Genomic DNA, 24,984 nt, shown 5'->3' on the forward strand with positions numbered 1-24,984 from the left:
TTATTATAGTATTCTATTCTTCAACTGTGATCCATTTATAAGAATAGTTAGGACCAAATGGTAAAGCAACTAATCCTTTAACTTTAGTGTTAATAAGAATGTTATCTGCTTTTTGATAAGTTGGTGCCACGCCGTAATCTTCAGCTAAGAATACACGTTCTGCTTCTTGAAGTGTTGAAACGTACTCTTCTTGATTCGCTGCAACTTCTTCAGCCTTTTTAATTAACCCGTCATATTTAGCGCTTGAATAGGTCATTTCATTATTCGGGCCATCTGTTAACCAAAGATCCGCAAATGTCATTGCATCTGGATAGTCAGGACCCCATCCAGAGTGAAGCAAATCATAGTTTCCAGCTTTTGCACGATCAAGACGAATTGCAAATGGAACACTCTCAAGATTCACTTTTAAACCAGGTAAGTTCGTTTCTAATTGGTTCTTAATATACTCGTCCACTTTTTTTGCTGAATCAGTGTCTCCGCCGAGATATCTAAGCTCAAGTTTGTCAATTCCAAGATCAGCCAACCCTTTTTCCCATGCTGCTTTTGCTTCTTTAGCATTGAACACAATCAAATCGCCATTTTTCTCACGGAAATCTTTACCGTCTGGAGTCGAAACAAATTGTTTTGGTACAAAATAATTCGCTGCAATTGAACCGTTGTTCAAAATGCTTGCTGCGATATCTTCTTTATTGAAAGCTTTCGCGATTGCTTCACGGATGTGAACATTCGCAAGTGCTGCATTTTTATAGTTCATTTTCACCCAAAATACAGATGGTTGAAGTGAACTAACCATTCTTTCATCACCTTGATATTGTGGAACAAGATCAGATGCTAAAATATCTGTGATATCTGCTTCTCCACCTTCAAATGCATTCACTTGTGCATTATTATCTTTAACTACGTTAAAGGTAATTTTCTTAAGGGAAACCGCCTTTGCTTCTCGGTAATTATCGTTCTTTTCAAGAGTCCATTCAGTAGCTGTAGGACCGTTCCAAGAAGTTATTTTGAAAGCACCATTTGATAATAGGTTTTCTGCATTACTTGCATAAGCATCGCCTTTTTCTTTAACAAACTTTTCATTTTGTGGATAGAATGTTGGGAATGCCATTAAGTCTTTCCAGTAAGGAAGAACTTTCTCAAATTTAACTTCTAAAGTTTTTTCATCTAAAGCTTTAATACCTAAAGTATTTAAATCAAATTCTTTTTTGGCAACTGCAGCATCAGTAATTTCTTGAGCGCCTGCAATTTTTCCATTCATCATATATGGGCCATACTCTGAAGCAGTAGCAGGATCAATCGCACGCTGCCAAGCGTATACGAAATCATTTGCTGTCACTGGGTCTCCATTAGACCATTTTGCGTCTACAAGCTTAAATGTTACAGTCTTCCCGTCTTCACTTACTTTTGGCTCTCCGTCTACTAAAGCCGGAACAGAACTACCATCTTTGTCTGCTGTGTAAAGACCTTCGTTAATACTATTTAATACGTTAAAACCAATTTCGTCTGTCGTCTTAACAGAATCCAATGTTGGAATTTCAGATCTACTTAGGACTTTAATTTCTTGTGCTACATTAGATGTTTTTGCACCGTCAGACTTTTTATCGCCTTTGTCTGCACTGTTCCCGCCACCACATGCTGCCAAGAAAACACTGAGAACTAATGTCAAGGTCAAAAGCAGTGAATATTTAGATTTTTTCAAAATTTCGACACCCTTCCCTATTTTTTGTGTAACATTTACTATTATACAAATAATTTAGAATTTGTATATAAATATTTAAAAATAATTTAATATCTAGTAGTCATTATTTAATAAATATGTATATTTAGTTTTTTCGCCAAAGAATTATAACATTAATTGCAATTTTCGTAAAATTAAGCCTTTTCATTGTTAAATTTTTACATAAGTATTTTTCTCAACATTTTTTAATCATCTTTTTTAAACAATTAATTATTATATTTAAATAATAGTAACTTATTGCATGTACCTCTTTATGTTTTGGTATACTTTTTTTAGTAACATTTAGAAAGGATTTTGGAATATGAAAAAAACGATGATTTGGACAGGCGCAATGGTTTTGCTTTCTTTAATTTTATCGCTAGTCTTTTATCATGAGGTCACGTTACGTTCATTTCTTGATATGATCTTTTATATAGCTGGCTTCTTATTAACTTTCTCCTTATTTACGTTTGTACTACAAAAAGGTTTTTTTGACGTAATCCATTACAGCTTTCGCAAAGTACTGCCAAGTAAGAGTACAGAAACAGAAGAAAAAAGTGAAATCCGCAAGCTTTCTGAATTAATAACATTTAACCTTAGTGTCCCATTCTCAACTGGATTCACTCTTTTACTCATTTTAATTATTGGTTTATATGTTTATTACTTATGATATTTTGTAAAAATGGCGATGCTGTAAGGAAAATATGTAGATTTCAACAGTAAATATCTCTACAATGAAAGAAGTAAACAAACTATTATTTTTTAAGTTTATACAGGGAGTGACAATAGGTGAAAAGGATTTTCTCAGGCATACAGCCTACCGGTTCCATAACATTAGGAAATTATATTGGTGCGATGAAGCAATTCATCGAACTTCAACATGAATATGATTGCTACTTCTGCATCGTTGATCAGCACGCAATTACCGTGCCACAAGATCGATTAGAATTAAGAAAAAACATCCGAAATCTTGCAGCATTATATCTGGCAATTGGTTTAGATCCAGAAAAGAATACGATCTTTATCCAATCTGAAGTACCTGCACATGCCCAAGCAGGCTGGATGATGACATGCAATGTCTATATTGGCGAGCTAGAAAGAATGACTCAATTTAAAGACAAATCTGCTGGAAAGGATGGCGTATCAGCAGGTTTACTAACATATCCACCATTAATGGTCGCAGACATCCTTCTATATAATACTGATCTCGTACCAGTAGGCGAGGATCAAAAGCAACATATTGAATTAACACGTGATTTAGCTGAACGTTTCAATCGAAAATATGGGGAGATCTTTACGATTCCTGAAATCAGCCTGCCAAAAGCTGGCGCTAGAATTATGTCTCTACAAGAACCTGAAAAGAAAATGAGTAAATCTGATCCAAACAAAAAAGCGACGATTTCCTTATTAGATGATCCCAAGCAAATTGAGAAGAAAATTAAAAGTGCAGTTACCGATTCAGAAGGTATTGTCAAATACGACAAAGAAAATAAGCCTGGTGTATCTAACCTTCTTTCCATTTATAGTATTTTTAGTGGTAAATCTATCGCTGAAATCGAAGCGATGTATGAGGGTAAAGGATATGGAGACTTTAAGTCTGGATTAGTGGAAGTCGTTCTTGCAGAAATCAAACCGATTCAAGATCGATACTATAACCTACTTGATTCTACAGAGTTAGATGAAATTCTAGATCGTGGTGCTGAAAAAGCAAATCGCGAAGCCAATAAAATGCTCCGCAAAATGGAAAATGGCATAGGGTTAGGACGTAAAAAAAAATAAAGGCGCAATGACAGTTTGCATATCATGTAAACTGTCTTTTTTAATTACAGTGGCAATCATTTATTTGTGGTACAACTTTATATCTTTGTTTGTACACACAAATAAAGACGCCCTCACTTGCGACGTCTTTATCTTCCATTTCTAGACTATGGCCAATCGAAGAAACGTAGGTGTTAGAACAGAACTAACAATTATTTAGGGAGGCCCCTTTCTAATTGAATGTCACTTTATAACATTGACTGACTATCGCCGACTTCCATTTCCCATAACTTTTCAAAGAATGGTTGGCCTTTTACTAGATGCTCACACATGTGTAGATGTTGATCCGACCAGCCTGTTTTCATTTCTTCATATAACCCAAGCCAGGCTTCTTCGAAGTTCATCTCCTGTATACTTTCATATTTTTCTGGTGACCACTCTGTAAACCAGTAGCGAATTTCAGCTGTATGTTTCGCTGTAAATAGTTGATCCATAGCCATAAATAAAAGTTGCTTTAATTGGCGTTCTTTGCGAGTGAGACCTTTCATATAATTCGGTGATGGAGATAAAATATGATATTCTTTTTCAGTTGGCTCATTTTCATTAAATGTGTATTCTAAAGCAGGATGGTTTTCAATCATGTCATATACAATTTGTTCTTGGCGTGGAATTAGCCTACTTTTCCGAATGGGAATATGATACCCAATAGTATCAATAGCCAGTATTCCACTTCCGTCTGTAATGACAAAACAATAATCCAATTGGATTCTTTCATGATTCTTTCTTGCATAGGCTTTTTGATAAATATCATTGAGAAGCGCTTTCGGTAACTCAGACAGATCATTTTCTATGTAATGAAAAAGTGTAGACGAAATTTTCAAAAGCGGAACTTGATCGAGTAGTTCAATTCCGTCATCTTTTCTCCATTCATGAAAATGGCAAATATTGTAGCCGTTTTCTTCTCCTTCAAACCAATTCACCCAAACATCATGAAGATATAACATCATTTGCCCCCTCGCTTACTTAGTTCTATTTGTCCATCAGTATAGGCAGATTTGAGAGATATTATTCCTTATTTAGGTAGTTGATTATTTTTCTTTTTTAAGAAACAAAGGTAACTTGAATTACATTACTTTACAGGTTTTCCCCTCATACAAATCATTGGTTTATAGAGTTTTGCCCCCTCTTTCTCCAAAGCCCGTTCCTATTCCTTCAACTTAAAATCTTCAGATGATATCGCGAATGTTTTTTTTACTGTAAGATCTTTTTTCTGTCTTACTAAAAAATAACCCGCAGTGTACCCAAGCATTTTCGGATATGGTGATTTCCCAAGCAAAAGTTGGTCATGTTTTCTCTCAATACGTTTCAGATGAATATTTTCTTTAAGATATTTCTTCCAAAAAAGCTGAAGCTGCTCATCCGAATATAAGTCGGTCCAATTCGCTAAGTAATCTTTTCCTAGATAGGTCATGACAGCATGTTCCGCTAAACCCTCCATTACCATTCGATCAAGCAAAGTGAAATCATTTTCATGTTTCTTAACTGCAGCTATCCTGCATACATGATGATATTCATGAATAAACACTGCAGTAAGTTCCTTCAAACTAATATCTGGTCGGACAAAGAGGAATATATGATTTCGAAAGGCTAAACCAGATTTCTTATCGGTCACACGATTAAATAATCCTCCAGCATTCATTGGAAAAATATATATCGGAATATCTGGACCTTGCCATAATCTTTGAAAGCGCTGATAAATAACCTTCATTTCCCGCCAAATATCATCTGAAACTAGAACTTCTGCATCTTTTTTAGCTTGCGAAGGATCTCTATACATCCCATGTTGCAATAACATTTGGTAAATGTGATTAGGACTCATTTTAGGGAACTCTTTTGCTAACTGTTTACATATTTCGATTGGGTTATTATTATCCATCAGCCATCTATTCGTTTCAACAATTCCCATCATCCTCACCCCGCCCCTGTTTTTTCCATCATATGCTAGGAAGCATATGATGAGACAGACGAAGTATGATATTTCCACTAAATAGTTTTATAGATTTTCCAATCATCTATACATAGGAATGATTAAGAGTAGTGGTTATCGAAGCTTTAGATTTATTGCTACCAACTTTTTTTCGTTTCTTCATACACAATAGCGGTGATACGGAGCCGAATTTTGAGATAATCACTAAAAAAAATAAGTATATCACCTAAGAAAATTGGCTTTAGGAAAAGCTGCGAAATCCCGTTCCCATGTCCTACACGCAAAAAAGATTCTCTTCACATTTGGATGTCGAAATCTAAGGCTAAGACAACATTACTACTAAATCGTTCAAATGAAGTGTATATAACACTATGATCTAGAAATGATGTGCAGTCTTTATCCTTCGGACATCCTAAAATGTATCAGAGAATCTATCGATTATTTATCTCGTATTAACGGAAAAGTCAAGACTTAACGCTGTGAACTTCAGCCGTTTAGTTGAGGCCCACAGGATGTGAGTCACTCAGACGAAAGACTATAGGACACGGGCTACATAGTCTGAGCTCGTTGAATTGGTTTGACTGTCGGGTTGATCGAAGCGAAAGCAAAGATCTTAGCGACTGTCAAACTGGACTAAAAATCAGTGGGGTTAAAGCCCCCACTGATTGAAGTTTCACTTATTATTCTTCATATTTCTTTAAAACAATTGTTGCATTATGACCACCGAATCCCAATGAGTTGCTTAGCGCAGCCGTAACCTCAGCTTTACGAGCTGTATTAGCAACATAATCTAAGTCACAGTCTGGGTCTGGATTTTCCAAGTTAATCGTCGGTGGCAAGATGCAATCACGAATAGCCAGTGCGGTAAAAATTGCTTCAACACCGCCTGCTGCTCCTAACAAATGACCAGTCATCGATTTAGTCGAGCTTATCGCCAAGTTATTTGCATGTTGGCCAAAAACTTCTTTTATTGCCATTGTTTCGTATTTATCATTATAAGCTGTACTCGTGCCATGCGCATTAATATACTGAATCTCTTCCGGTGAAAGGCCCGCATCAGAAATCGCTTGTTTCATTGCTCTTGCTCCACCCTCACCGCCAGGAGCTGGAGCAGTTATATGGTATGCATCTCCAGTTGATCCGTATCCGACAATTTCACAGTAAATAGTGGCGCCGCGTTTTTGTGCAAACTCCAAATCTTCCAAAATGATAATACCGGCACCTTCTCCAATTACAAAGCCATCACGATTTGCATCGAAAGGACGGCTCGCAGTACTCGGATCAGGATTTGTTGATAAGGCAGTATTCGCGCAAAAGCCAGCAACTGCCATCTTCGTGATCGGGGCTTCTGCTCCACCCGTAATCATAGCATCAGCGTCACCTCGTTGAACCGCCTTGAATGCATCACCGATTGAGTTTGTTCCAGATGCACATGCCGTTACTGTACATGAGTTGATCCCTTTAGCACCTAGAGCAATCGATACTTGACCTGATGCCATATCTGGAATCATCATAGGAACGAAGAACGGACTTACCCTCTTATAGCCCCGATTTAAAAAGGTCTCGTGTTGGTTTTCGAACGTTTCCATTCCACCGATTCCTGAACCAATCCATACACCAATTCGATCAGCGTTTGTATCATTAATTTCTAAATTAGCATCTTGGACAGCCATTGTGGCAGCCGCTACAGCATAATGCGTGAAACGATCCATCTTTCGAGCTTCTTTACGGTCAACATATTCTTCAACGTTAAATTCTTTTAATTCTGCCGCTACTTTTGCAGGATATTCATCTGCATTCAATCGCGTTAATGGACCGATACCTGATTTACCTTCAAGTATATTTTCCCATGTTGTTTTTGCAGTATTCCCTAGTGGGGTAACAGCACCAATTCCCGTTACAACAACTCTTCTTTTCGTCATTCAGTATACTCCCTTCATTGTTTAAAAATTACTCTCGCCAGTCCTATATTATTTTCCCCAGCGCATAGCTATGGCCCCCCAAGTTAATCCGCCGCCAAAGCCGACCATGACAACTAGATCGCCGTCTTTGATTTTTCCAGCTTCAAGTTCCTCAAACAGCGCAACTGGAATTGAGGCGGAGGAAGTATTTCCATATTTTCTAATTGTAGTAGACATTTTCTCAATTGGCAGACCAAGTCTTTCTCTAGCCGCTTCCATAATTCGAATATTTGCTTGATGAGGGATTAGGAAATCTACCTCTTCTTTTGATAATCCAGCTTTATCAAGAACTGTTATACATGATTCTCCCATTTGACGAACCGCGAACTTAAATACTTCACGACCATTCATGATAATAGTACTGCCAGTATCTTGATACAAATGATCTCCGCCTGCTCCATTTGCACCGAGTTCGAATGAAAGAATACCTCGATTGTCAGACACTTGACCAATTACTGCTGCACCTGCGCCATCACCAAATAAAACGGCCGTATTGCGATCTTCCCAGTCAGTAATTTTAGATAACTTTTCAACACCGACAACTAACACATGTTTATATGTTCCTGTTTTAACGAATTGCTCACCAGTTACCATACCATACATGAATCCAGCACAAGCCGCACTGATATCCATTGCAGCAGCATTCGATGCGCCAAGCTTATCTTGTAACATACATGCTACAGTAGGGAACGGTCGATCTGGCGTAACAGTTGCAACTAAAATCAAATCAATATCTTTAGCGTCTATTTCCGCATCTTTGATTGCTTGTAAAGCTGCTTCATATGCCATATCTGATGTATCCATATCATCAGCAGCGATTCTTCTTTCCTCAATCCCTGTCCTAGTCTTAATCCATTCATCTGACGTTTCTACCATTTTTTCCAAATCTACATTCGTTAACACTCTATCGGGCAAATAGCGTCCAATTCCGATTATCCCTGCATTCATTCTGCCATCCCCTATCTATTATTAATGCATTGTTATTATCATCAATTATTATTACCTGGTGCTAATTTTATAATAAAGATGCTCATGTTGCAAGAGAATGAATAAAAAGAGTACAAGATTAAGATTAGAAAAAGTTTTGGACAAGAGCCTAAGCAGTGAGCCAACCATCCCCATACAATAACATTGATGATGAAAGGAGGAATTCAAACATGACGGATCGTAATCAGTACCGTGATACAGATTTTTTCTCAAAGATGATGTTTTCAAAGAGAAAAGAACCTGAAACTGAAAAAGAATCTACTGCGGATGAAGCTACTACTAATATGGATTACATTCAATTGATGGAAAACGTGGATACTTTAATATCGCTCTATGAGAAATCTAAGCCTTCCCTTCAAAAATTCAATCCGCTTATCGCTCATTTTTTCAAAAATAAAGATAAATAATAAAACAGGGTGGAATACAAAAATTCCACCCTGTTTTATTATTGCTGATTTGCTGCATCTTTTTTTCCGAGTTCATATGCTTCATTCATGACATTTTTGAAAATATCAAGAAAAGGCATCGCCATTTCCATAGACAGTTCTACACCCGATTCTTCAAGCTTCGCTTTAGCTTCTGGGAAGTATTTCATCGCAATTGCCATAAATTCCATTGTTTTATCATTCTGCATGACTAATCCTCCTCAAAAAACACAAGACCCTTGACTGTCCTCGTACCTTTCACCAATTATCACGACTGACAAACTAACTAACAATCATTATGGCAAAATTGTATAAAGAGAGTTTTTTCAAAGGGTAGCTTGCATTCTTACTTCATGTATTAGATATTCATATTGATTATAATACCCATACATAAGAGAAATGAAAAGGAATTTACCTATTCTATTTATGATTTAGTCAAAATTTAATCACGAGTCAACGATTATGATGCAGTATCTGTAATGCAATGCCTTCTTCTGGTGTAGTATTATTGTCTATTTCAAACACATAGGTTTGATGTGCTGAAACAACTTCCGCATTTGCTTTACGTTCTTCAAGCAGTTCAGGGTGAAATAGTAGCTTAGCACATTGTGACCATTGATTTTTTAGTTTACTTCTTACAGTAATCTTTTTTTCGTTCAAGATTGTAATTTCAGGAAAACTTGCTAATAAATCATCAATGAAGATGGCATCCTTTTTGTATTCACGTTCTAACGCTTTTTCAATTTCCAAACGACTTTTTTTCTGAATACTTACCTCAAACACTGATTCTTCTTGCTGACCTGGTCCATAAATCGTTGGTAAATAAATTACCTTCATCCAATCGGATTGTTCAACGATAGTATGGATCTTCTCCTTTTCTGCTCCCAATGGATAGAGGAGAACTACCGTTGGTTGTTTTTCGTTCGGGATCATCCCCCAATTTTGAAAAGCAAGAAGAATTTCTTCTGTCGCTTCCATTGATAAACCTACTTGTCGTTTGTTAAAATCATACAAAGAAATATAAATCGTCGTCTCATTTGATACATTTATGCCCGATAAACTGCTAGGCTTCACGAAAGTAAAATTTGCGTTTCTACCGATTTCGAGCTCTTTCTCGTCATTTAATTCCCAATCTATACCTATCACATCATGACCAAGTTCTAACAGATGTTTTGTTAAATGAAAACCGACAAATTGATACATGCCTATAATTATCGTTTGATCCATCATGTCCCCCCTAATCTAGGACTAGGTTATGACTAGAACCTTCCCTTTACACGCTGTATCGTATGCCTAATCTATTGTAAATGGTTCTAAATTCAAATTGTATCTTCATTTTTCTTAAAAAACTGTTGTATTTGATAAGGTATTTTATATCTTTTTTCAGGAAGTAAATAAATCATCTCTAGATTTTTTCTTTTTTGTTCATTGAGTTGTTTATAATGGTTTGTCTGAGCTGTATCATTGTTACCCAAAACTCGAATAATTTTCAGAGGTGTATGTGATGGAATTGGATGATCTGGCATAGATTCAATATATTCTTCAATCTCGTTTACGCTTCTGTCATAGGCGAATGCTACCTCTCGAAGCCACTTTTTAAAGTACAGCTTATTTTCCCTTTCTTTCAGTAATGGTGACTTTATCGATAACCAAGGATCAATTAAAACGACAGAACGAATTTTGTCATCCATTAACTCAAGAAGCTTTAATGCTACTAAACTACCTGCCCCTTCTGCTAGTATATGGATCTTATCATTTAGGATTTCACTTTTCATCATCATGAAATAAAGTTTTTCCGCTAATTCAACTGCCTTCTTGCTCCCCCAATTTGCTCCATATAGATGTGAGGAAAAGAGTGTGTAGCCAGAATCTTTTAAATGATTCAGAATACCACGTCTGCTCGGGTGTTGAAGCCAATAACTATCCCCTTCACAAACGAAGTGACCACTGTCACCAATAAGAAGAATGGAAAACCCACTTGGTCTAAATGGATAATAAACAATACTCCACTGTCCGTCCATTTGAAAAGTACGTTGGTCCATTTATATTACTCCTTTAAATTAATTCTTGTTATATATTATGGCTTTTCCCTTCAATTGGAAGTGTGTTATACCTATGATACCGTGTAAATCTTATTGTGTCATATAATTCTTGATGAAAAATATTTTTATCCAACGCATAACGGGCAGTAAGATCCGAATGGTTTAACTATGCCTTTATCGATAATATCAGTCAATTCTTTATTTAATCCAAAAAACACTTGCTTCTTGATTATATTTACTAGACACATAATTTAGTTTAATGATCAAGTGCAAACAAAAAAACAAAATACCCATTTTATCGAAATCATAAATATGGTAAGATTAAAATAATGTAATAGAATGAGGTGAGTATCCGTGCGTTACTTTATGACTTTTTTCTGGGCATTCATATTAATGCATATGCTAACATATGTTGCCGGTTCCATGATTGGTGTTGCATACAATTTTACAACTGCATCTATTTTAGGAATAGTAAGCACTATTTTGATTTTGATTGTACCTGCTATCCTTCCTAATGATTCAGTTGAAAAGACAAGCCACTAATTTAAACATGAAGCACGTAAAAGAGGCTGACAATTGTCAGCCTCTTTTCAAATTCCCCCAAAGTTTTAGTGCTTGTTAATTTTTGAAGTTCCACTTTATACAAGCAAAATCTTCTCCCCGTCATAATCAAATACAATTTGCTGTTCGTTTGATACGTTACCTGCAATAATCTCTCTTGCAAGCTTTGTTTCAATTTGTTTTTGGATAAATCGTTTAAGTGGTCGTGCTCCATATACAGGATCATACCCTTGATCGGCAATGAATTCCTTGGCTTCATCTGTGATCTTGAGCGTTAAATGCTGATCCTCAATGCGTTCCTGAAGTTGAAAGACCATTTTATCAACAATTTTTCCAATATCAGATTTCGATAAGGGCTTAAATAAAATAATATCATCGACACGATTTAAGAATTCAGGCCGGAAATGGCTACGCAGCTCATTCATCACTTGTTCTTTCACCGTTTCTTCTATTGTACCTTGACGATTATCAGACTGTAATAAATAATGCGAGCCGATATTTGATGTCATAATGATGACTGTGTTCTTACAATCAATCGTTCTGCCTTGTGAATCTGTAATTCTGCCATCATCAAGCATTTGTAAAAGGATATTAAAAACGTCTGGATGCGCTTTTTCAATTTCATCAAGCAAAATGACAGAATATGGCTTACGGCGAATTGCTTCGGTGAGCTGTCCCCCTTCTTCAAATCCCACATAGCCTGGAGGTGCCCCGATTAATCGGGAAACTGAATGTTTTTCCATATACTCAGACATATCGATTCGGATCATCTGGTTTTCACTATCAAACAAAGTTTCTGCTAGCGCCTTTACCAACTCCGTTTTTCCTACGCCTGTTGGACCTAAAAAGATAAAAGAACCAATTGGTCGATTGGGATCTTTTATGCCAGCTCTTGCTCTGATAACTGCATCTGAAACAAGTTCGATTGCATCTTCCTGCCCAATCACTCGCTCACTCAGAATGTTCGGTAGTCGTAGCAGTTTTTCTCTTTCCCCCTCCACTAATTTCGTAACAGGAATACCTGTCCATCGTGCAACGATTGAGGCAATTTCCTCTTCGGTTACTTCTTCACGCAATAAACGGTTGTCATGTTTATCTTCTTCTAGATTGGCAACAAGTGATGCCAATTCTTTCTCCTTTTGTGGAATTAAGCCATGGCGCAATTCGGCAGCTCTATTTAAGTCATATTCATTTTCCGCTTGTTCTAAATCACGGCGAAGTTTTTCCAATTGTTCACGATGCTCAGACACCTGCTGTAAGGATGATTTCTCCATTTGCCATTGTGCCTTCATTGCGTTTGCCTGATCACGTTGTTCGGATAATTCTTTTTGTAAAATGGCTAATCTGTTTTTGCTAGGTTCATCACTTTCATTTCGTAGTGCCGCTTCTTCAATTTCAAGTTGCATGACTTTTCGGGTAATCTCATCTAGCTCAGTCGGCATTGAATCAATTTCAGTCCGAATCATGGCACAGGCTTCATCTACTAGATCAATCGCCTTATCAGGTAAAAATCGGTCAGTAATATAGCGATTAGAAAGGATAGATGCTGCTACAATGGCACGATCATGAATCCTAACACCATGGTGGATTTCAAACCGTTCTTTCAATCCCCTAAGAATTGATATCGTATCCTCAACATCTGGTTCCGAAACAAGAACCTGTTGGAACCTTCTTTCAAGTGCGGGGTCTTTTTCAATATAATTCCTGTATTCATCTAGTGTCGTTGCACCGATACAATGCAATTCTCCTCGAGCGAGCATCGGTTTTAGCATATTCCCGGCATCAAGTGCGCCATCAGTTCTACCTGCACCAACAATTGTATGGATTTCATCAATAAATAGCAGGATTTTCCCATCACTCTTTTTGACTTCGTGAAGAACTGCTTTTAAGCGTTCCTCAAATTCACCACGGAATTTTGCTCCAGCAACCAGTGCACTCATATCGAGCGAGAATACTGTTTTGTCTTTCAATCCTTCTGGTACGTCTTTCCGAACTATTCTTTGTGCAAGACCTTCGACAATCGCAGTTTTCCCAACACCCGGTTCTCCAATAAGTACTGGGTTATTTTTTGTTTTTCTTGAAAGTATACGAATGACATTTCGAATTTCTGAATCTCGTCCAATGATAGGATCGACTTTCCCCGATCTTACTTCTGCCACGAGATCCCTGCCATATTTCTTTAATACTTCATAAGTGCTTTCAGGATTTTGGCTAGTCACTCTTTGATTCCCCCTAATCTCCTTGATGATGTGTAATGCAATCTGATAATTTACATTAAATGGTGAAAATAGCCTCTTAGTAGAATGGCTATTCTCTTTAAGAATTGCCAGTATGATATGCTCGACAGACAAATATTCATCAGAAAAACGGTCCTTTTCAGACTCTGCCACTTCTAAAGTCTTCAGTAGCGATGGCGCTAGATAGACTCCTTTTTCTTCAGTATTCCCTGTAACTTGCGGTAATTTGTTTAGCTCATCTAAAAGCGATGCTTTATATGGATTGATCGGTTGACCACTCTCTGAAAGAATTCTCATTAACATGCTTTCATCTTGATTAAAAAGAGCTAATAAAACATGTAGCTCATTCAATTCCTGATTATTTCGGGAAAAAGCATAATCTTGACTTGTTATAAAGGCCTGCTGCAACTTCTCTGTCATTTTTTCCATATCCATAAGAATCCCTCCAACATTAAGCTAGATGACATTTTTAAATTTGACCTTATTTGACCTTTAATTTTATTATAAAATAAAACTCAATAAAGTAAAGGAAGAACCCTTATAGGGCGTGTTCAAAAGAAGAGGAAAAAAAGAGCCTAGAAGTTAGAGGAGCGAAAGTCTCTAATTTTTCGCGTATACAGTACATGAGGACCAGTCTTTTTGAAAAAACTTATTATATGAATATATAGTGAAACTTCAATCGGTGGGAGTTTTACTGCCTGTTAATACGGGATAAAAGTAAAGGGCCAGACTCTCCACTACGATTACAGTAAATGCTTGTTTAAAACATGCATTTACTATATGTCTTAGTATGAGTTCCGACCCAATTATACTTGATTTGATTAAGGCTTACGCTGATACGTCCAAACCCGATTATGATTCGAGTTTTCAGGAAACGCGTCTCCTGCTCTCAATTTCACTTTTTTTGGATTAATTACTGAGCTGCCTGTTTCACCTTCTTCAATATAAACCCCGTTATTCGGCGCTTTTTGGCCAAATTTAAATTGATGATTTTGACCCATGATCATCACACTCCTTTTTCTGATTGCTCTAGTAGTGTTTCCAAAAAAGTGTGTGACCATCTATGGTTATTTTTAGAAAATGGTTCGCAAATTATTGAAGTAAATCGACCAAAATCGCTTTTTGCGCATGTAGTCGATTACCTGCTTGATGAAAAACTACAGAATTTGGTCCATCAATGATTTCAGCTGTCACTTCTTCCTCACGGTGAGCAGGTAGGCAATGCATAAAAATATAGTCCTCTTTTGCATGTTTAACTAACTCTGCATTTATTTGATACTTTTTAAATGCTTCTAGTCGCACAGCATTTTCAGCTTCTTGCCCCATAGATGTCCAAACATCTGCATAAACAATATCAGCACCTTCAATTGCTTCAATTGGAGAATGTGTCACTACAATTTCAGACCCTTGTTGCTTAGCCTCTTTTTTCGCGTATTCAATAATCTCTTTATTCGGCTCGTATCCAGGTGGACAAGCTATGGAAAAATCAATTCCAGTTTTTGCACAGGCTATCATTAAAGAATGTACGACATTATTTCCATCGCCGATATACGCCATCTTCAGGCCTGCAAGCTTTCCTTTTACTTCTTGAATTGTTAATAAATCTGCTAAAGCCTGACAAGGATGGAACATATCCGTTAAACCATTAATAACCGGAATGGTTGCAGCATTTGCCAACTCTTCAATCTTTTCATGACCGAATGTTCGTATCATAATTCCATCAACAAATTGGGATAAGACTTTTGCTGTATCCGAAACTGTCTCCCCACGACCTATTTGAATATCATTACTGCTTAAAAATAAACCATGACCACCAAGTTGTAGCATACCAACTTCAAATGATACTCTTGTCCTTGTCGATGATTTTTCAAAAATCATCCCTAATGTTTTTCCTTTTAAAGGATAGTATTCATCACCCGCTGCCCATTTTTCCTTAATAGTACTAGCTAAGTTAAGCAGTTCAAGTATTGAATCGGGAGACACGTTAGCTAATGTAAGAAAATCCTTTTGCTGAATGATTTTCCCTTTCTTGATTATTGTACTCATGCATGTGTCACTCCTTTTTTATTTAAGTGAAGCCAATGTTGTAATGATGCGATTTTTATCTCTTTTTCAGTCAGCGATTGTAAGTATGCAAGGAAAGTTTCTTCTTCAGAAAAAGCGAGTATACGGTATTTTGCTGCTAATAATCGTAATTGCTGATCTTCCGCAGATTTTCCATACGATAATACTGCCGCTCCCTTACCTTCTTTAAGCCATGATTCGAAATGACCATCCGCAATTACCAAACCTGCATCCATCACACGATTTAACATTTTCTTACTAAGATGGATTGTTGAGGAAATGAATAAACCGTTTTTATTCAAGTCTCGTTGGCCATGATAAACTTTCGCTAGTGCTTCATTGACTGTTTCCGCAATAGCAATCCCTTCACCAGTCGATTTCATTTCTGGTCCGACTTTCGAATCGAGTCCACTTAGAGCAAATGTTGAAAATACTGGGTATTTAATTGCCGAAAACGAAAAATCATCTTCTAGACCCGTTTTTCCTAGTAAATTCGACAAAGAATATTTCCCAAGCAATATTTTTGTCGCTACTTGTACAAGTGGAACACCGCTAATTTTACTAATTAAAGGGATTGTTCGACTTGCACGAGGATTTACTTCAAGCACATAAACTTTATGACCTTGGATAACGAATTGAATATTCATTAGTCCTTTATAGCCAAGCTCTACTACAATTTTCTTCGCATATTCAACCATTTTTTCTTTCAGTTCTGTTGAAATAGTAGTACTTGGAAAAATAGCGAGGCTGTCTCCGGAATGGACGCCGGCCTTTTCAATATGTTCTGCAACTAAAGGAATATAGACATTACTTCCATCCGCAATTAAATCAATCTCTGCTTCTTGACCAGCAATATAAGAATCAATGAGGACAGGGTAAACAAGAGTTGAGCCATTGTTCAAACGGTTATTTAAACTTTGAAGATCTTGAATGATCTCCATTCCTTGACCGCCAATTACATAGGAAGGTCGTAATAAAACAGGAAAGCCTATTTGTTCTGCTTGCTTCAGTAATTCTTGGGCGTTATTTGCCATTTCACCAGGAACGTGAGGAATATCAAGCTTTTGCAATAATGTATAAAATCGATCACGATCTTCTAATTGGTCAACAATATCAAAAGATGTTCCTAATAAATTAATACCATACTCCTCAAGTCCTTTTGCAAGATTAATTGCCGTTTGACCACCAAATTGAACGATTACATCTTGAATCCCTTCAGCCTCAATTACATTCAAAACATATTCAAGCGTCAATGGTTCAAAATAAAGTCGATCAGCCGTAGCAAAATCTGTGCTTACTGTTTCAGGATTATTGTTAATCATGATGGTTTCTACATCTTCTTGTTGAAGGGCATAAACACTATGGACAGAACAATAATCAAATTCAATTCCTTGACCAATCCGAATCGGCCCACTCCCGATAATCAATACTTTTTGTTTATTTGACTTTTCCTGCTCATTTTCTCCAAAATATGTCGAGTAATAATAATTTGTATGCGATTCGAATTCGGCTGCACATGTATCAACCGTTTTATATGCAGCTGTAACCCCTAACAAGATTCGCTGTTTTCTCACATTAAGTTCTGATGTGTCCCAAACAGATGCTAAATAACGATCAGAAAAACCTTTTTCCTTTAGGAACATGAACTCTTCCTTCGTTACATGATCAAGTTTTTTAGCTGCAAGACTCTTTTCCAGTTCTATAATCGATGAGAAACTTGCTAAGAAAAAATAGTCCATCTTAGTCGCTTCATGAATGGCTTCTATTGTAACATTGTTGCGAAGTAATTCTAAAATCACAAAAATTCGTTCATCTGTTTGGGCATAAAGCATATCCCATAATTCTGAAATCGATTTGTCTTTTAATGAATTTAATTGAATCCCTAATGTCTTAAGCTCTAGTGAGTCAACCGCTTTTTGAAGAGCACCTTCAAAACTTCGATGTAAGGCCATTACTTCACCGGTTGCTTTCATTTGCGTTCCTAGCTTGCGGGTTGCTGTTGGAAATTTATCAAATGGCCATCTCGGAAATTTCACCGCTACATAATCAAGTGCCGGCTCAAAGCTTGCATACGTACTCTTTGTAACAGGATTGATTAGTTCTGACAAATGATAGCCTACAGCCAATTTGGCTGCAATACGAGCAATTGGATATCCTGTTGCTTTTGACGCAAGTGCTGAAGAACGGCTTACCCGAGGATTTACCTCAATTAAATAGTAGCTTTTACTATTCGGATCAAGAGCAAATTGAATATTACAGCCACCGATAATCCCTAATGCTGAAATAATTTTAATTGAAGCCGAGCGTAGCATTTGATATTCTTCATCGGAAAGTGTCTGAGATGGAGCCACAACAATGGAATCACCTGTATGAATGCCAACAGGATCGATATTTTCCATATTACAAATCGTAATACAGGTTTGATTGCTATCTCGCATGACCTCATATTCAATTTCCTTAAAACCAGCAATGCTTCGCTCGATCAGACATTGTGTAATCGGGCTTTCTTGTAATCCGCCTCGTACAAGATCCTTGAATACGTCCATATCTTCTGCAATACCGCCACCAGTACCACCTAGTGTATACGCAGGCCGAACAATGATCGGAAACCCAATTTTTTCAGCAAAAGCAACCGCCTCATCAAAGGTATGAACAATCATACTTTCAGGAACTGGTTCGTTGATTTCAAACATTAATTGGCGAAAAAGCTCCCTGTCCTCTCCTTTTTTAATGGAGTCAATTGGAGTTCCGAGCAATGTAACGCCATACTTTTCCAAAATTCCTGCCTCATGAAGTTGATACGCAAGGTTTAATCCAGTCTGTCCGCCTAATGTAGCAAGCAATCCATCAGGTTTTTCTTTTGCGATGATTTTTTCAAGTACATCACAAGTTAATGGTTCAAAATATACTGCGTCTGCATTCATATCATCAGTCATAATGGTAGCAGGGTTGTTATTTACTAAAATAACTCTATAACCCTCTTCTTTAAGCGCTAAACATGCTTGCGTACCGGCATAATCAAATTCTGCTGCTTGCCCGATAATAATCGGTCCTGAGCCAATTACTAAGATGGTTTGGATGGAATGATTCTTAGGCATATGCTTTTTCTCTCCCACTATAGTCATTTATCATTTGTAAAAAATCAGTAAAATGTTCTACGCTCTCGACAGGTCCTGGATTTGCTTCCGGATGATACTGTGTCGTAATAATTGGTAACTCTGCATGAACCAAGCCTTCAACTGTCCCATCATTCACATTGCGGAATCGTACTTGTAACCCTGTGTTTGATAAGCTCCCCTCTGACACTTCATAGCTATGATTTTGTGAACTCATATACACCCGTTTTGTTTTCAAATCAACAATCGGCTGATTCGCCCCACGATGACCAAAAAGCATTTTCTTCGTATCACCGCCAAATGCAAGAGCTACAAGTTGGTGGCCAAGGCATATGCCCATCGCCGGATATTGTGTAAGAATGTTTTTGAAATTCAGAAATAAATGATTTAGCTGCTTCGGATCACCCGGCCCATTAGACAGAACAACACCATCCGGATTTAGGTTTTGAATCGTTTGCAGGTCCGTATCGTAAGGCACGATCGTTACTTGACAATTTTGACTGAGTAAACTATCCAAAATTGATTTTTTGTAGCCAAAATCAAAAAGGACGATATGCTTTGTTCCGTTTCCATAACTCGTAATTTCCTTAGATGAAACTTCTGAAACGATTTGGGTATTTTCATAATAGTCCGTTACCACTTTATATGATGGATCTGGAGTAATCGCTGCTTCCATAGAACCTGACGTTCGAATGGTCTTAACGACCGCTCTCGTATCGATCTGACTAAGCAATGGAATATTCCACTTATCCAAATAATCTTTTAAAGAATGGCGAGCTTGAAAGTGTGAATAACTCATATCTCCTTGATAGACAATTACACCAGCTACATGAGGTTTTCTGCTTTCAAAGTCTTCATTATTAATCCCATAATTTCCAATTAGCGGATACGTAAATACGACAATTTGATTTTTATATGAAGGGTCTGTCAGCACTTCTTGATAGCCTGTCATCCCTGTGAAAAAGACAATTTCTCCTTGAACGGTATCATTCATCTCTTTTGTTAGTAATTTGCCTTCAAATGATTGACCATTTGATAAATGTAAATAGTTTTTCATAATATCACTCCTATGCAGGACTGCATTTTTATATAAAATGAAGTATTTTTATTCATTTAAGTAAGTAAAAATACAGTCATTATGAGACTGGCTGTTTGCTTGCTATAACTTTGGTAATTTTTTCTATACATAAATCCAACTCAGTTTTATTTGTCGTTAATGGTGGTAGTAATCTAATTACATTTGGACCGGCTGTCAGGACAAGAATTCCTTGCTTTTGGAGTTCTAGTAAAATCGGTTGACCAGCATTTACTAATTCAATTCCAATCATTAGCCCCATCCCGCGTATCTCTTTCACAATTTCAATATCCTTCAAATTTTCATGTATTTGATTGATAAGATAGTTACCTTTCTCAATTACCTCTAAAAGAAAATCGTCTTCGAACACTACTTGAAGTGTCGCTTCTGCTGCTGCAATACTAACTGGATTTCCGCCAAATGTTGATCCATGGCTACCTGGTCCAAAATGCTTAGCAAGCTCTTTCTTTCCTACCATTGCACCGATTGGAAGGCCATTTCCTAATCCTTTAGCGATTGTAATAATATCTGGCTCAATTTGATAGTGTTGAAAAGCAAATGGCTTACCAGTACGGCCAATTCCAGTTTGGATTTCATCAATAATTACTAAGATTCCGAATTTTTCACTTGCTGTTTTTATTGCATCCAGGAATTCCTGTTCTATTTTATGAATCCCGCCTTCTCCTTGGACAATTTCAATCATGATTGCAGCTGTGTTTGCATCTACACTGTTTACCAATGCAGCTACATCATTGAATGGGATATAAGCAAACTCTTCAAGCATTTTTCCAAAACCAACTTTGACCTTTTCCTGTCCTGTTGCTGCCATCGTTGCAAATGTACGTCCATGGAACGATTGAGTGCAAGTAATAATTTTATTTTTCCCAGTTGCTTTCCTTGCTAGCTTTATTGCAGCTTCATTTGCTTCCGCACCACTGTTACAAAAGAAAACATGACCGAGACCAGATGCATTAGTGATTAATGAAGCTGTTTTTTCCTGCTTTGAGTTTTCGAACATATTTGATGTATGCCAAAATGTAGCTAACTGTTTTTCTACGGCTGTTTTTACTGTTTCATTACAATGCCCAAGATTCAACACGCCGATTCCAGATGTATAATCCAGATATTTCGTACCATCCTTACTCGTTAACCAAGATCCCTTTGCCACATCTGGTTCAATCTGCCAACTATCATAGGTTGGAAATAATGAACTCATATATATACCCCTTCCTGTGTAACAAATTTCGTTCCAATAAAATCGTTATTTTCATAGAAACAAGTCTTTCCACTTACAATCATCACTTCTGGTATACTTTTTTCTAAAACGGAAAGCGCAGTGGTAACCTTAGGAATCATGCCGCCATAAATGGCACCTTCTTTAATCATTTCATTAGCTTCCGTTGCTGTAAGCTGTGAGAGTAAGCTGCCTTCTTTTAAAACACCCTTCACATCGGTAACAAACAAACACATTTGCGCACCAAGCGCTTTCGCCACTGCACCTGCTGCCATATCAGCATTCACGTTCAACTTCTGACCTGATTCCGTTATTGAAATTGGAGTTAATACAGGACATATCCCTTTTTGTAGTATCATTTCTAATAAGTCTGTATCCACTTTCTTAATCTCGCCAACGGCTCCTAAAGCCAATTCATTAATGTAGGCTCCTATCAACATCTTGCCATCAGATCCATTTAAACCAATTGCTTTAATATCATGGGATTCAAGTTTATGCACTAGACTTCTGTTTGATTTACCTGAAAGCATCAGTTCAACAATTTCCAATACCTCAGCTGTAGTCTTACGTAACCCATTTTCAAAGACTGGTGTGATCTTACTTTGCTCAAGCATGGCGTTAATATCTGGACCACCGCCATGAACAAAGACCATTTGCCAGCCACGGTTTTGCAGTTCTTTTATACTTTCAAAAAAAGAATCTGACAGTTCATCAATAATGCTGCCGCCGCATTTAATAACTAAGGTTTTCATTCTGCACACTCCTTATGATCGATAGCTCGCATTGATTTTCACATAATCATAGGTTAAGTCGCAGCCCCATGCTGTTCCGCTTTCAGAACCTTCTTTAAGCGTAACATTTATCACGAGTAAGTCTTGTTCCAAATAAGCTTTAGCCATTTCTTCCGAAAAATCTACCGGCTCACCGTCTTCTAATACAACAATATCTCCGAAAGCAATCGTGACTTGTTGCGGGTTAAAGTCAATCCCGCTGCGTCCCATTGCCGCAATAATTCTTCCCCAGTTCGCATCCGCTCCATAAGCCGCTGTTTTTACTAAATTAGAACCAATGATTGTTTTTGCAATTATTTGTGCAGCTTGTTTAGTCTCCATTCCGGAAACATTGCATTCAATTAATTTCGTTGCCCCTTCACCATCTTTGGCAATTTGTTTAGCTAAGCTTTCACTCGTTAGTTTCAGTAATTGAATGAAAGTATCCCATTCAGGGTGTGTTGGTGATAAAGATTGATTGCCAGCTTTGCCATTAGCTAATACAAGTACCATATCATTTGTTGAAGTATCACCATCAACAGTAATTTGGTTAAACGTCTGATCCGTTATAGTTGAAAGAGCAAACTGTAAATCGCTCGATTCAATAGCTGCATCTGTCGTAATAAATCCAAGCATTGTAGCCATATTCGGATGAATCATGCCCGATCCTTTAGCTGCTCCACCCATCGTGACCGTTACTCCATCAATTTCTGCTGAGTACGCACAATTCTTCGTTACGGTATCTGTTGTTAAGATGGCTTGTTCAAAGTCAATAGCATCTTTGTCCGCAGGTGATGGCTCTAACAATTCGATCCCACGTTTAATTTTTTCCATTTTCATATATTCGCCAATAACACCTGTTGAAGCAACTGCAAGATAATGTGGCGCTAAATCGAATTTTGAAGCAGCAAGATCTCTCATTTCATAGGCGTCTTTTAGTCCTTGTTTGCCTGTGCAAGCATTGGCGCAAGCACTATTAACGATGATGCCTTGTAACTTCCCTTCCATTTGAATGCTATCCTTCGTCACATCAAGGGGAGCTGCTTGGATTAAACTTTGTGTGTAAACAGCTGCGACTGAAGCTGGAATATCCGATAAGATGATCCCAAGATCTTTCTTCGAATAGCGTAATCCAGCGTGAACACCTGCTGTTTTAAACCCCTGTGGTGTAACGATATTTCCTTGATCAATTTTCTTTATAGATGCAACACGCTGTAGTGTTTTCATGACTTACCTCCGAATAGTTATGGATAAATGGGAATTGTGGATAAACCTGCTGTTTCATCCAAGCCCATCATAATATTTGCATTTTGAATTGCTTGCCCGGCTGCCCCTTTAACAAGGTTATCGATAACCGAGACAATTGTTACTTTTCCTGTTCTTTCATCATACGCCATCCCGATATCACAGAAATTTGAACCATATACTTGTTTCGTGACTGGGAACTGCCCTACCCTTTGAATTCTTACAAAAGGATGGGATTCGTAAATCGTTTGATATAAATCATAAAGCTCTTGTGTAGAAAAGCGTTTATTAACCTGGACATACATAGTCGCCATAATTCCTCTCGTCATTGGGACAAGATGAGTTGTAAAAGTAATGGGCTGCATGTTTTGTTGCCACGTAGAAAGTTGTTGTTCAATTTCCGGGATATGCTGATGCTCATGGACTTTATATATTTTAAAATTTTCATTCATATCGCTAAAATGGGTCATTTCTGATGGAGACTTGCCTGCTCCAGATACCCCTGATTTAGCATCAATAATCACATCTTTAGCTAACCCTTCTGAGAATAATGGTGCAAGACCAAGCAGTACCGCAGTTGGATAACAGCCTGGATTTGCGATTATGTTTGCTTCCTTAATTTGGTTTGCATTCCACTCTGAAAGGCCGTATACAGCTGAATCAATGACTTTCTGCGGTGCAGCCGTTTTTTTATACCACTTTTCATATTCACCTGGTGTTTTCAAGCGCAAGTCACCAGATAAATCAATAACCTTAACATTCAATTTAGAAAAATCAGATACAAGTTCTGCTGAAACGCCTGATGGTGTTGCGAGAAAAACGATATCCGATGTATCGGCGATTTTTTCAGGATTAATATCTTCTAATACAAAATCTTCATGCAATAAATGTGTATGTTCATCACTTATTTTCCTATCAAACTTAGACGATGTATGCAAAGAGGCAATTTTCATGTTTGGATGATTTTTCAAAAGACGTATAAGTTCTAATCCACCATAGCCTGTAGCACCAACTATTGAAACGTTCAAGTTATCATCTCCATTGTATTCTTCCCTACGATTCTATAATAATAGTATTATATGACTGAATAAAAATAAAATCAAATGTATTTTTATAAAAAGATAGAATTTTTTAAACTATTGTTAAACATCCGCATTTTCATTATATAATTCCTATTTTTTTTACAAAGGGAGAATCTCACGAATTATGCTATCAGTTATTCTGACGACTTTTAACTATCGTCCTTTATTCATTCGGATGATTAAATTTCATATTTCATCCAAATAATAAAATAAAACTCCCAAACTGGGAGTTTTCAACTCGATTGATGGTTATCCAGTTCTACTGACGATAAAAGGGTTCGCGCTGTTTTACCTGTTTTTTTAAATTTAAGTAGGGATATTACAGCCTATTGAATCTGAAATCCAACTATTAATAAGAGAGCGGGTGAACATAAATGGATTTTCCAACAATTCATACAAATTTTTGGGATGGTGTTATTGCAGTACCCGTTGTCATCATTCTAACTCAACTAATCAAGATCTTTTTTCATATCCCGAAACAGTATGTTCCAACGATCGCTGTGATAATAGGTTTATTGTTTTCAGTTTTAATTAGTCATCGTCATGATTTAATGGCAGGAATATTTATGGGGTTTTTTTATGGAAATGCGGCTATTGGCGGATATGCATCTTTAAAAAACACATTAGCTTATTGGCGGCAAAAGAAGGCTGAACAAAATTCTCCAGAATGATAAATATAAGAGGGTGTCTCAAAAGGTAACCTCTCACACTATAAATCGTTAT

22 protein-coding genes are annotated in these 24,984 nt (G+C 37.2%); 5 read left to right on the top strand and 17 right to left on the bottom strand.

Annotated features, from left to right (window positions below):
- Nucleotides 1-13 precede the first annotated feature (13 nt).
- Nucleotides 14-1,699, bottom strand: coding sequence for a peptide ABC transporter substrate-binding protein (locus tag HNP81_RS02230; protein WP_182501414.1), 1,686 nt, complete (start codon nt 1,697-1,699; stop codon nt 14-16).
- A 340-nt stretch (nt 1,700-2,039) separates the two neighbouring features.
- Here HNP81_RS02230 and HNP81_RS02235 point away from each other — a divergent pair, with 340 nt between their 5' ends.
- Complete coding sequence (locus HNP81_RS02235; protein ID WP_182501415.1) at nt 2,040-2,387, top strand: DUF3899 domain-containing protein; 348 nt, start codon at nt 2,040-2,042, stop codon at nt 2,385-2,387.
- Between the two features lie 119 nt (nt 2,388-2,506).
- Nucleotides 2,507-3,496, top strand: a complete 990-nt coding sequence (gene trpS / locus HNP81_RS02240; RefSeq protein WP_028393143.1) for a tryptophan--tRNA ligase — start codon at nt 2,507-2,509, stop codon at nt 3,494-3,496.
- 227 nt (nt 3,497-3,723) lie between these two features.
- On the opposite strand, the gene HNP81_RS02245 is transcribed toward trpS, so the two are convergent.
- From HNP81_RS02245 to HNP81_RS02260, 4 genes are all read right to left on the bottom strand, one after another.
- On the bottom strand, nt 3,724-4,479 hold the full coding sequence (locus HNP81_RS02245) for a YjbA family protein (RefSeq protein ID WP_182501549.1): 756 nt from the start codon (nt 4,477-4,479) through the stop codon (nt 3,724-3,726).
- Nucleotides 4,480-4,679: 200 nt separating this feature from the next.
- Nucleotides 4,680-5,444, bottom strand: a complete 765-nt coding sequence (locus tag HNP81_RS02250) for a DUF2268 domain-containing putative Zn-dependent protease (RefSeq protein WP_182501416.1) — start codon at nt 5,442-5,444, stop codon at nt 4,680-4,682.
- A gap of 698 nt (nt 5,445-6,142) precedes the next feature.
- Nucleotides 6,143-7,384, bottom strand: coding sequence for a beta-ketoacyl-ACP synthase II (gene fabF, locus HNP81_RS02255; protein WP_182501417.1), 1,242 nt, complete (start codon nt 7,382-7,384; stop codon nt 6,143-6,145).
- Nucleotides 7,385-7,432: 48 nt separating this feature from the next.
- Entirely contained in the window at nt 7,433-8,371 is a 939-nt protein-coding gene (locus HNP81_RS02260) for a beta-ketoacyl-ACP synthase III (RefSeq protein WP_182501418.1), read from the bottom strand.
- Nucleotides 8,372-8,580: 209 nt separating this feature from the next.
- On the opposite strand from HNP81_RS02260, the gene HNP81_RS02265 reads away from it, so the two are divergent.
- Entirely contained in the window at nt 8,581-8,817 is a 237-nt protein-coding gene (locus tag HNP81_RS02265; RefSeq protein ID WP_182501419.1) for a hypothetical protein, read from the top strand.
- Nucleotides 8,818-8,855: 38 nt separating this feature from the next.
- On the opposite strand, the gene HNP81_RS02270 is transcribed toward HNP81_RS02265, so the two are convergent.
- From HNP81_RS02270 to HNP81_RS02280, 3 genes are all read right to left on the bottom strand, one after another.
- Complete coding sequence (locus HNP81_RS02270) at nt 8,856-9,044, bottom strand: ComZ family protein (RefSeq protein ID WP_028393149.1); 189 nt, start codon at nt 9,042-9,044, stop codon at nt 8,856-8,858.
- 244 nt (nt 9,045-9,288) lie between these two features.
- On the bottom strand, nt 9,289-10,062 hold the full coding sequence (locus HNP81_RS02275) for a hypothetical protein (protein ID WP_182501420.1): 774 nt from the start codon (nt 10,060-10,062) through the stop codon (nt 9,289-9,291).
- A 92-nt stretch (nt 10,063-10,154) separates the two neighbouring features.
- Nucleotides 10,155-10,877 carry an alpha/beta hydrolase family protein gene (locus HNP81_RS02280; RefSeq protein ID WP_028393151.1) on the bottom strand — a complete coding sequence of 241 codons (723 nt, stop codon included), beginning with the start codon at nt 10,875-10,877 and terminating at the stop codon, nt 10,155-10,157.
- A gap of 354 nt (nt 10,878-11,231) precedes the next feature.
- On the opposite strand from HNP81_RS02280, the gene HNP81_RS02285 reads away from it, so the two are divergent.
- Nucleotides 11,232-11,420, top strand: coding sequence for a YjzD family protein (locus tag HNP81_RS02285; RefSeq protein ID WP_182501421.1), 189 nt, complete (start codon nt 11,232-11,234; stop codon nt 11,418-11,420).
- A 95-nt stretch (nt 11,421-11,515) separates the two neighbouring features.
- Here HNP81_RS02285 and clpB read toward each other — a convergent pair whose 3' ends face one another.
- The 9 genes from clpB to argC form a co-directional block, all read right to left on the bottom strand.
- Nucleotides 11,516-14,110 (bottom strand): ATP-dependent chaperone ClpB, encoded by a 2,595-nt coding sequence (gene clpB, locus HNP81_RS02290; protein ID WP_182501422.1) that lies wholly within the window; start codon nt 14,108-14,110, stop codon nt 11,516-11,518.
- Between the two features lie 386 nt (nt 14,111-14,496).
- On the bottom strand, nt 14,497-14,676 hold the full coding sequence (locus tag HNP81_RS02295) for a YjzC family protein (protein WP_028393154.1): 180 nt from the start codon (nt 14,674-14,676) through the stop codon (nt 14,497-14,499).
- A 91-nt stretch (nt 14,677-14,767) separates the two neighbouring features.
- Nucleotides 14,768-15,721: an ornithine carbamoyltransferase gene (gene argF, locus HNP81_RS02300; RefSeq protein ID WP_182501423.1), complete on the bottom strand. Its 954-nt coding sequence runs from the start codon at nt 15,719-15,721 to the stop codon at nt 14,768-14,770.
- Nucleotides 15,718-18,837 carry a carbamoyl-phosphate synthase (glutamine-hydrolyzing) large subunit gene (carB, locus tag HNP81_RS02305; RefSeq protein ID WP_182501424.1) on the bottom strand — a complete coding sequence of 1,040 codons (3,120 nt, stop codon included), beginning with the start codon at nt 18,835-18,837 and terminating at the stop codon, nt 15,718-15,720. The genes argF and carB overlap by 4 nt, the downstream gene beginning before the upstream one ends.
- On the bottom strand, nt 18,830-19,912 hold the full coding sequence (locus tag HNP81_RS02310; protein WP_182501425.1) for a carbamoyl phosphate synthase small subunit: 1,083 nt from the start codon (nt 19,910-19,912) through the stop codon (nt 18,830-18,832). Before HNP81_RS02310 ends, carB begins: the two co-directional genes overlap by 8 nt.
- Before the next feature lie 79 nt (nt 19,913-19,991).
- Nucleotides 19,992-21,146 carry an acetylornithine transaminase gene (gene argD, locus HNP81_RS02315; RefSeq protein WP_182501426.1) on the bottom strand — a complete coding sequence of 385 codons (1,155 nt, stop codon included), beginning with the start codon at nt 21,144-21,146 and terminating at the stop codon, nt 19,992-19,994.
- Nucleotides 21,143-21,916, bottom strand: a complete 774-nt coding sequence (argB, locus tag HNP81_RS02320; RefSeq protein ID WP_182501427.1) for an acetylglutamate kinase — start codon at nt 21,914-21,916, stop codon at nt 21,143-21,145. The genes argD and argB overlap by 4 nt, the downstream gene beginning before the upstream one ends.
- Nucleotides 21,917-21,928: 12 nt before the next feature.
- The gene (gene argJ, locus HNP81_RS02325; RefSeq protein WP_028393160.1) at nt 21,929-23,161 is read right to left on the bottom strand and encodes a bifunctional ornithine acetyltransferase/N-acetylglutamate synthase; all 1,233 of its coding nucleotides are present in this window, start codon (nt 23,159-23,161) and stop codon (nt 21,929-21,931) included.
- 17 nt (nt 23,162-23,178) lie between these two features.
- Nucleotides 23,179-24,207, bottom strand: a complete 1,029-nt coding sequence (gene argC, locus HNP81_RS02330) for an N-acetyl-gamma-glutamyl-phosphate reductase (RefSeq protein WP_182501428.1) — start codon at nt 24,205-24,207, stop codon at nt 23,179-23,181.
- Nucleotides 24,208-24,635: 428 nt separating this feature from the next.
- Between argC and HNP81_RS02335 the strand changes: the two genes are divergently transcribed.
- Nucleotides 24,636-24,932, top strand: coding sequence for a hypothetical protein (locus HNP81_RS02335; protein ID WP_182501429.1), 297 nt, complete (start codon nt 24,636-24,638; stop codon nt 24,930-24,932).
- Nucleotides 24,933-24,984: the final 52 nt, after the last annotated feature.

Origin of the sequence: Peribacillus huizhouensis (assembly GCF_014138605.1) — a bacterium.
GTDB lineage: Bacteria > Bacillota > Bacilli > Bacillales > DSM-1321 > Peribacillus > Peribacillus huizhouensis.

What these genes read in the sequence shown, in the direction of transcription:
- HNP81_RS02235 (WP_182501415.1), top strand. Translation starts at nt 2,040, where the DNA reads ATGAAAAAAACGATGATTTGGACAGGCGCAATGGTTTTGCTTTCTTTA.
- HNP81_RS02245 (WP_182501549.1), bottom strand. Translation starts at nt 4,479, where the DNA reads ATGTTATATCTTCATGATGTTTGGGTGAATTGGTTTGAAGGAGAAGAA.
- HNP81_RS02250 (WP_182501416.1), bottom strand. Translation starts at nt 5,444, where the DNA reads ATGATGGGAATTGTTGAAACGAATAGATGGCTGATGGATAATAATAAC.
- fabF (WP_182501417.1), bottom strand. Translation starts at nt 7,384, where the DNA reads ATGACGAAAAGAAGAGTTGTTGTAACGGGAATTGGTGCTGTTACCCCA.
- HNP81_RS02260 (WP_182501418.1), bottom strand. Translation starts at nt 8,371, where the DNA reads ATGAATGCAGGGATAATCGGAATTGGACGCTATTTGCCCGATAGAGTG.
- HNP81_RS02265 (WP_182501419.1), top strand. Translation starts at nt 8,581, where the DNA reads ATGACGGATCGTAATCAGTACCGTGATACAGATTTTTTCTCAAAGATG.
- HNP81_RS02270 (WP_028393149.1), bottom strand. Translation starts at nt 9,044, where the DNA reads ATGCAGAATGATAAAACAATGGAATTTATGGCAATTGCGATGAAATAC.
- HNP81_RS02275 (WP_182501420.1), bottom strand. Translation starts at nt 10,062, where the DNA reads ATGGATCAAACGATAATTATAGGCATGTATCAATTTGTCGGTTTTCAT.
- HNP81_RS02280 (WP_028393151.1), bottom strand. Translation starts at nt 10,877, where the DNA reads ATGGACCAACGTACTTTTCAAATGGACGGACAGTGGAGTATTGTTTAT.
- clpB (WP_182501422.1), bottom strand. Translation starts at nt 14,110, where the DNA reads ATGGATATGGAAAAAATGACAGAGAAGTTGCAGCAGGCCTTTATAACA.
- HNP81_RS02295 (WP_028393154.1), bottom strand. Translation starts at nt 14,676, where the DNA reads ATGGGTCAAAATCATCAATTTAAATTTGGCCAAAAAGCGCCGAATAAC.
- argF (WP_182501423.1), bottom strand. Translation starts at nt 15,721, where the DNA reads ATGAGTACAATAATCAAGAAAGGGAAAATCATTCAGCAAAAGGATTTT.
- carB (WP_182501424.1), bottom strand. Translation starts at nt 18,837, where the DNA reads ATGCCTAAGAATCATTCCATCCAAACCATCTTAGTAATTGGCTCAGGA.
- HNP81_RS02310 (WP_182501425.1), bottom strand. Translation starts at nt 19,912, where the DNA reads ATGAAAAACTATTTACATTTATCAAATGGTCAATCATTTGAAGGCAAA.
- argD (WP_182501426.1), bottom strand. Translation starts at nt 21,146, where the DNA reads ATGAGTTCATTATTTCCAACCTATGATAGTTGGCAGATTGAACCAGAT.
- argB (WP_182501427.1), bottom strand. Translation starts at nt 21,916, where the DNA reads ATGAAAACCTTAGTTATTAAATGCGGCGGCAGCATTATTGATGAACTG.
- argJ (WP_028393160.1), bottom strand. Translation starts at nt 23,161, where the DNA reads ATGAAAACACTACAGCGTGTTGCATCTATAAAGAAAATTGATCAAGGA.
- HNP81_RS02335 (WP_182501429.1), top strand. Translation starts at nt 24,636, where the DNA reads ATGGATTTTCCAACAATTCATACAAATTTTTGGGATGGTGTTATTGCA.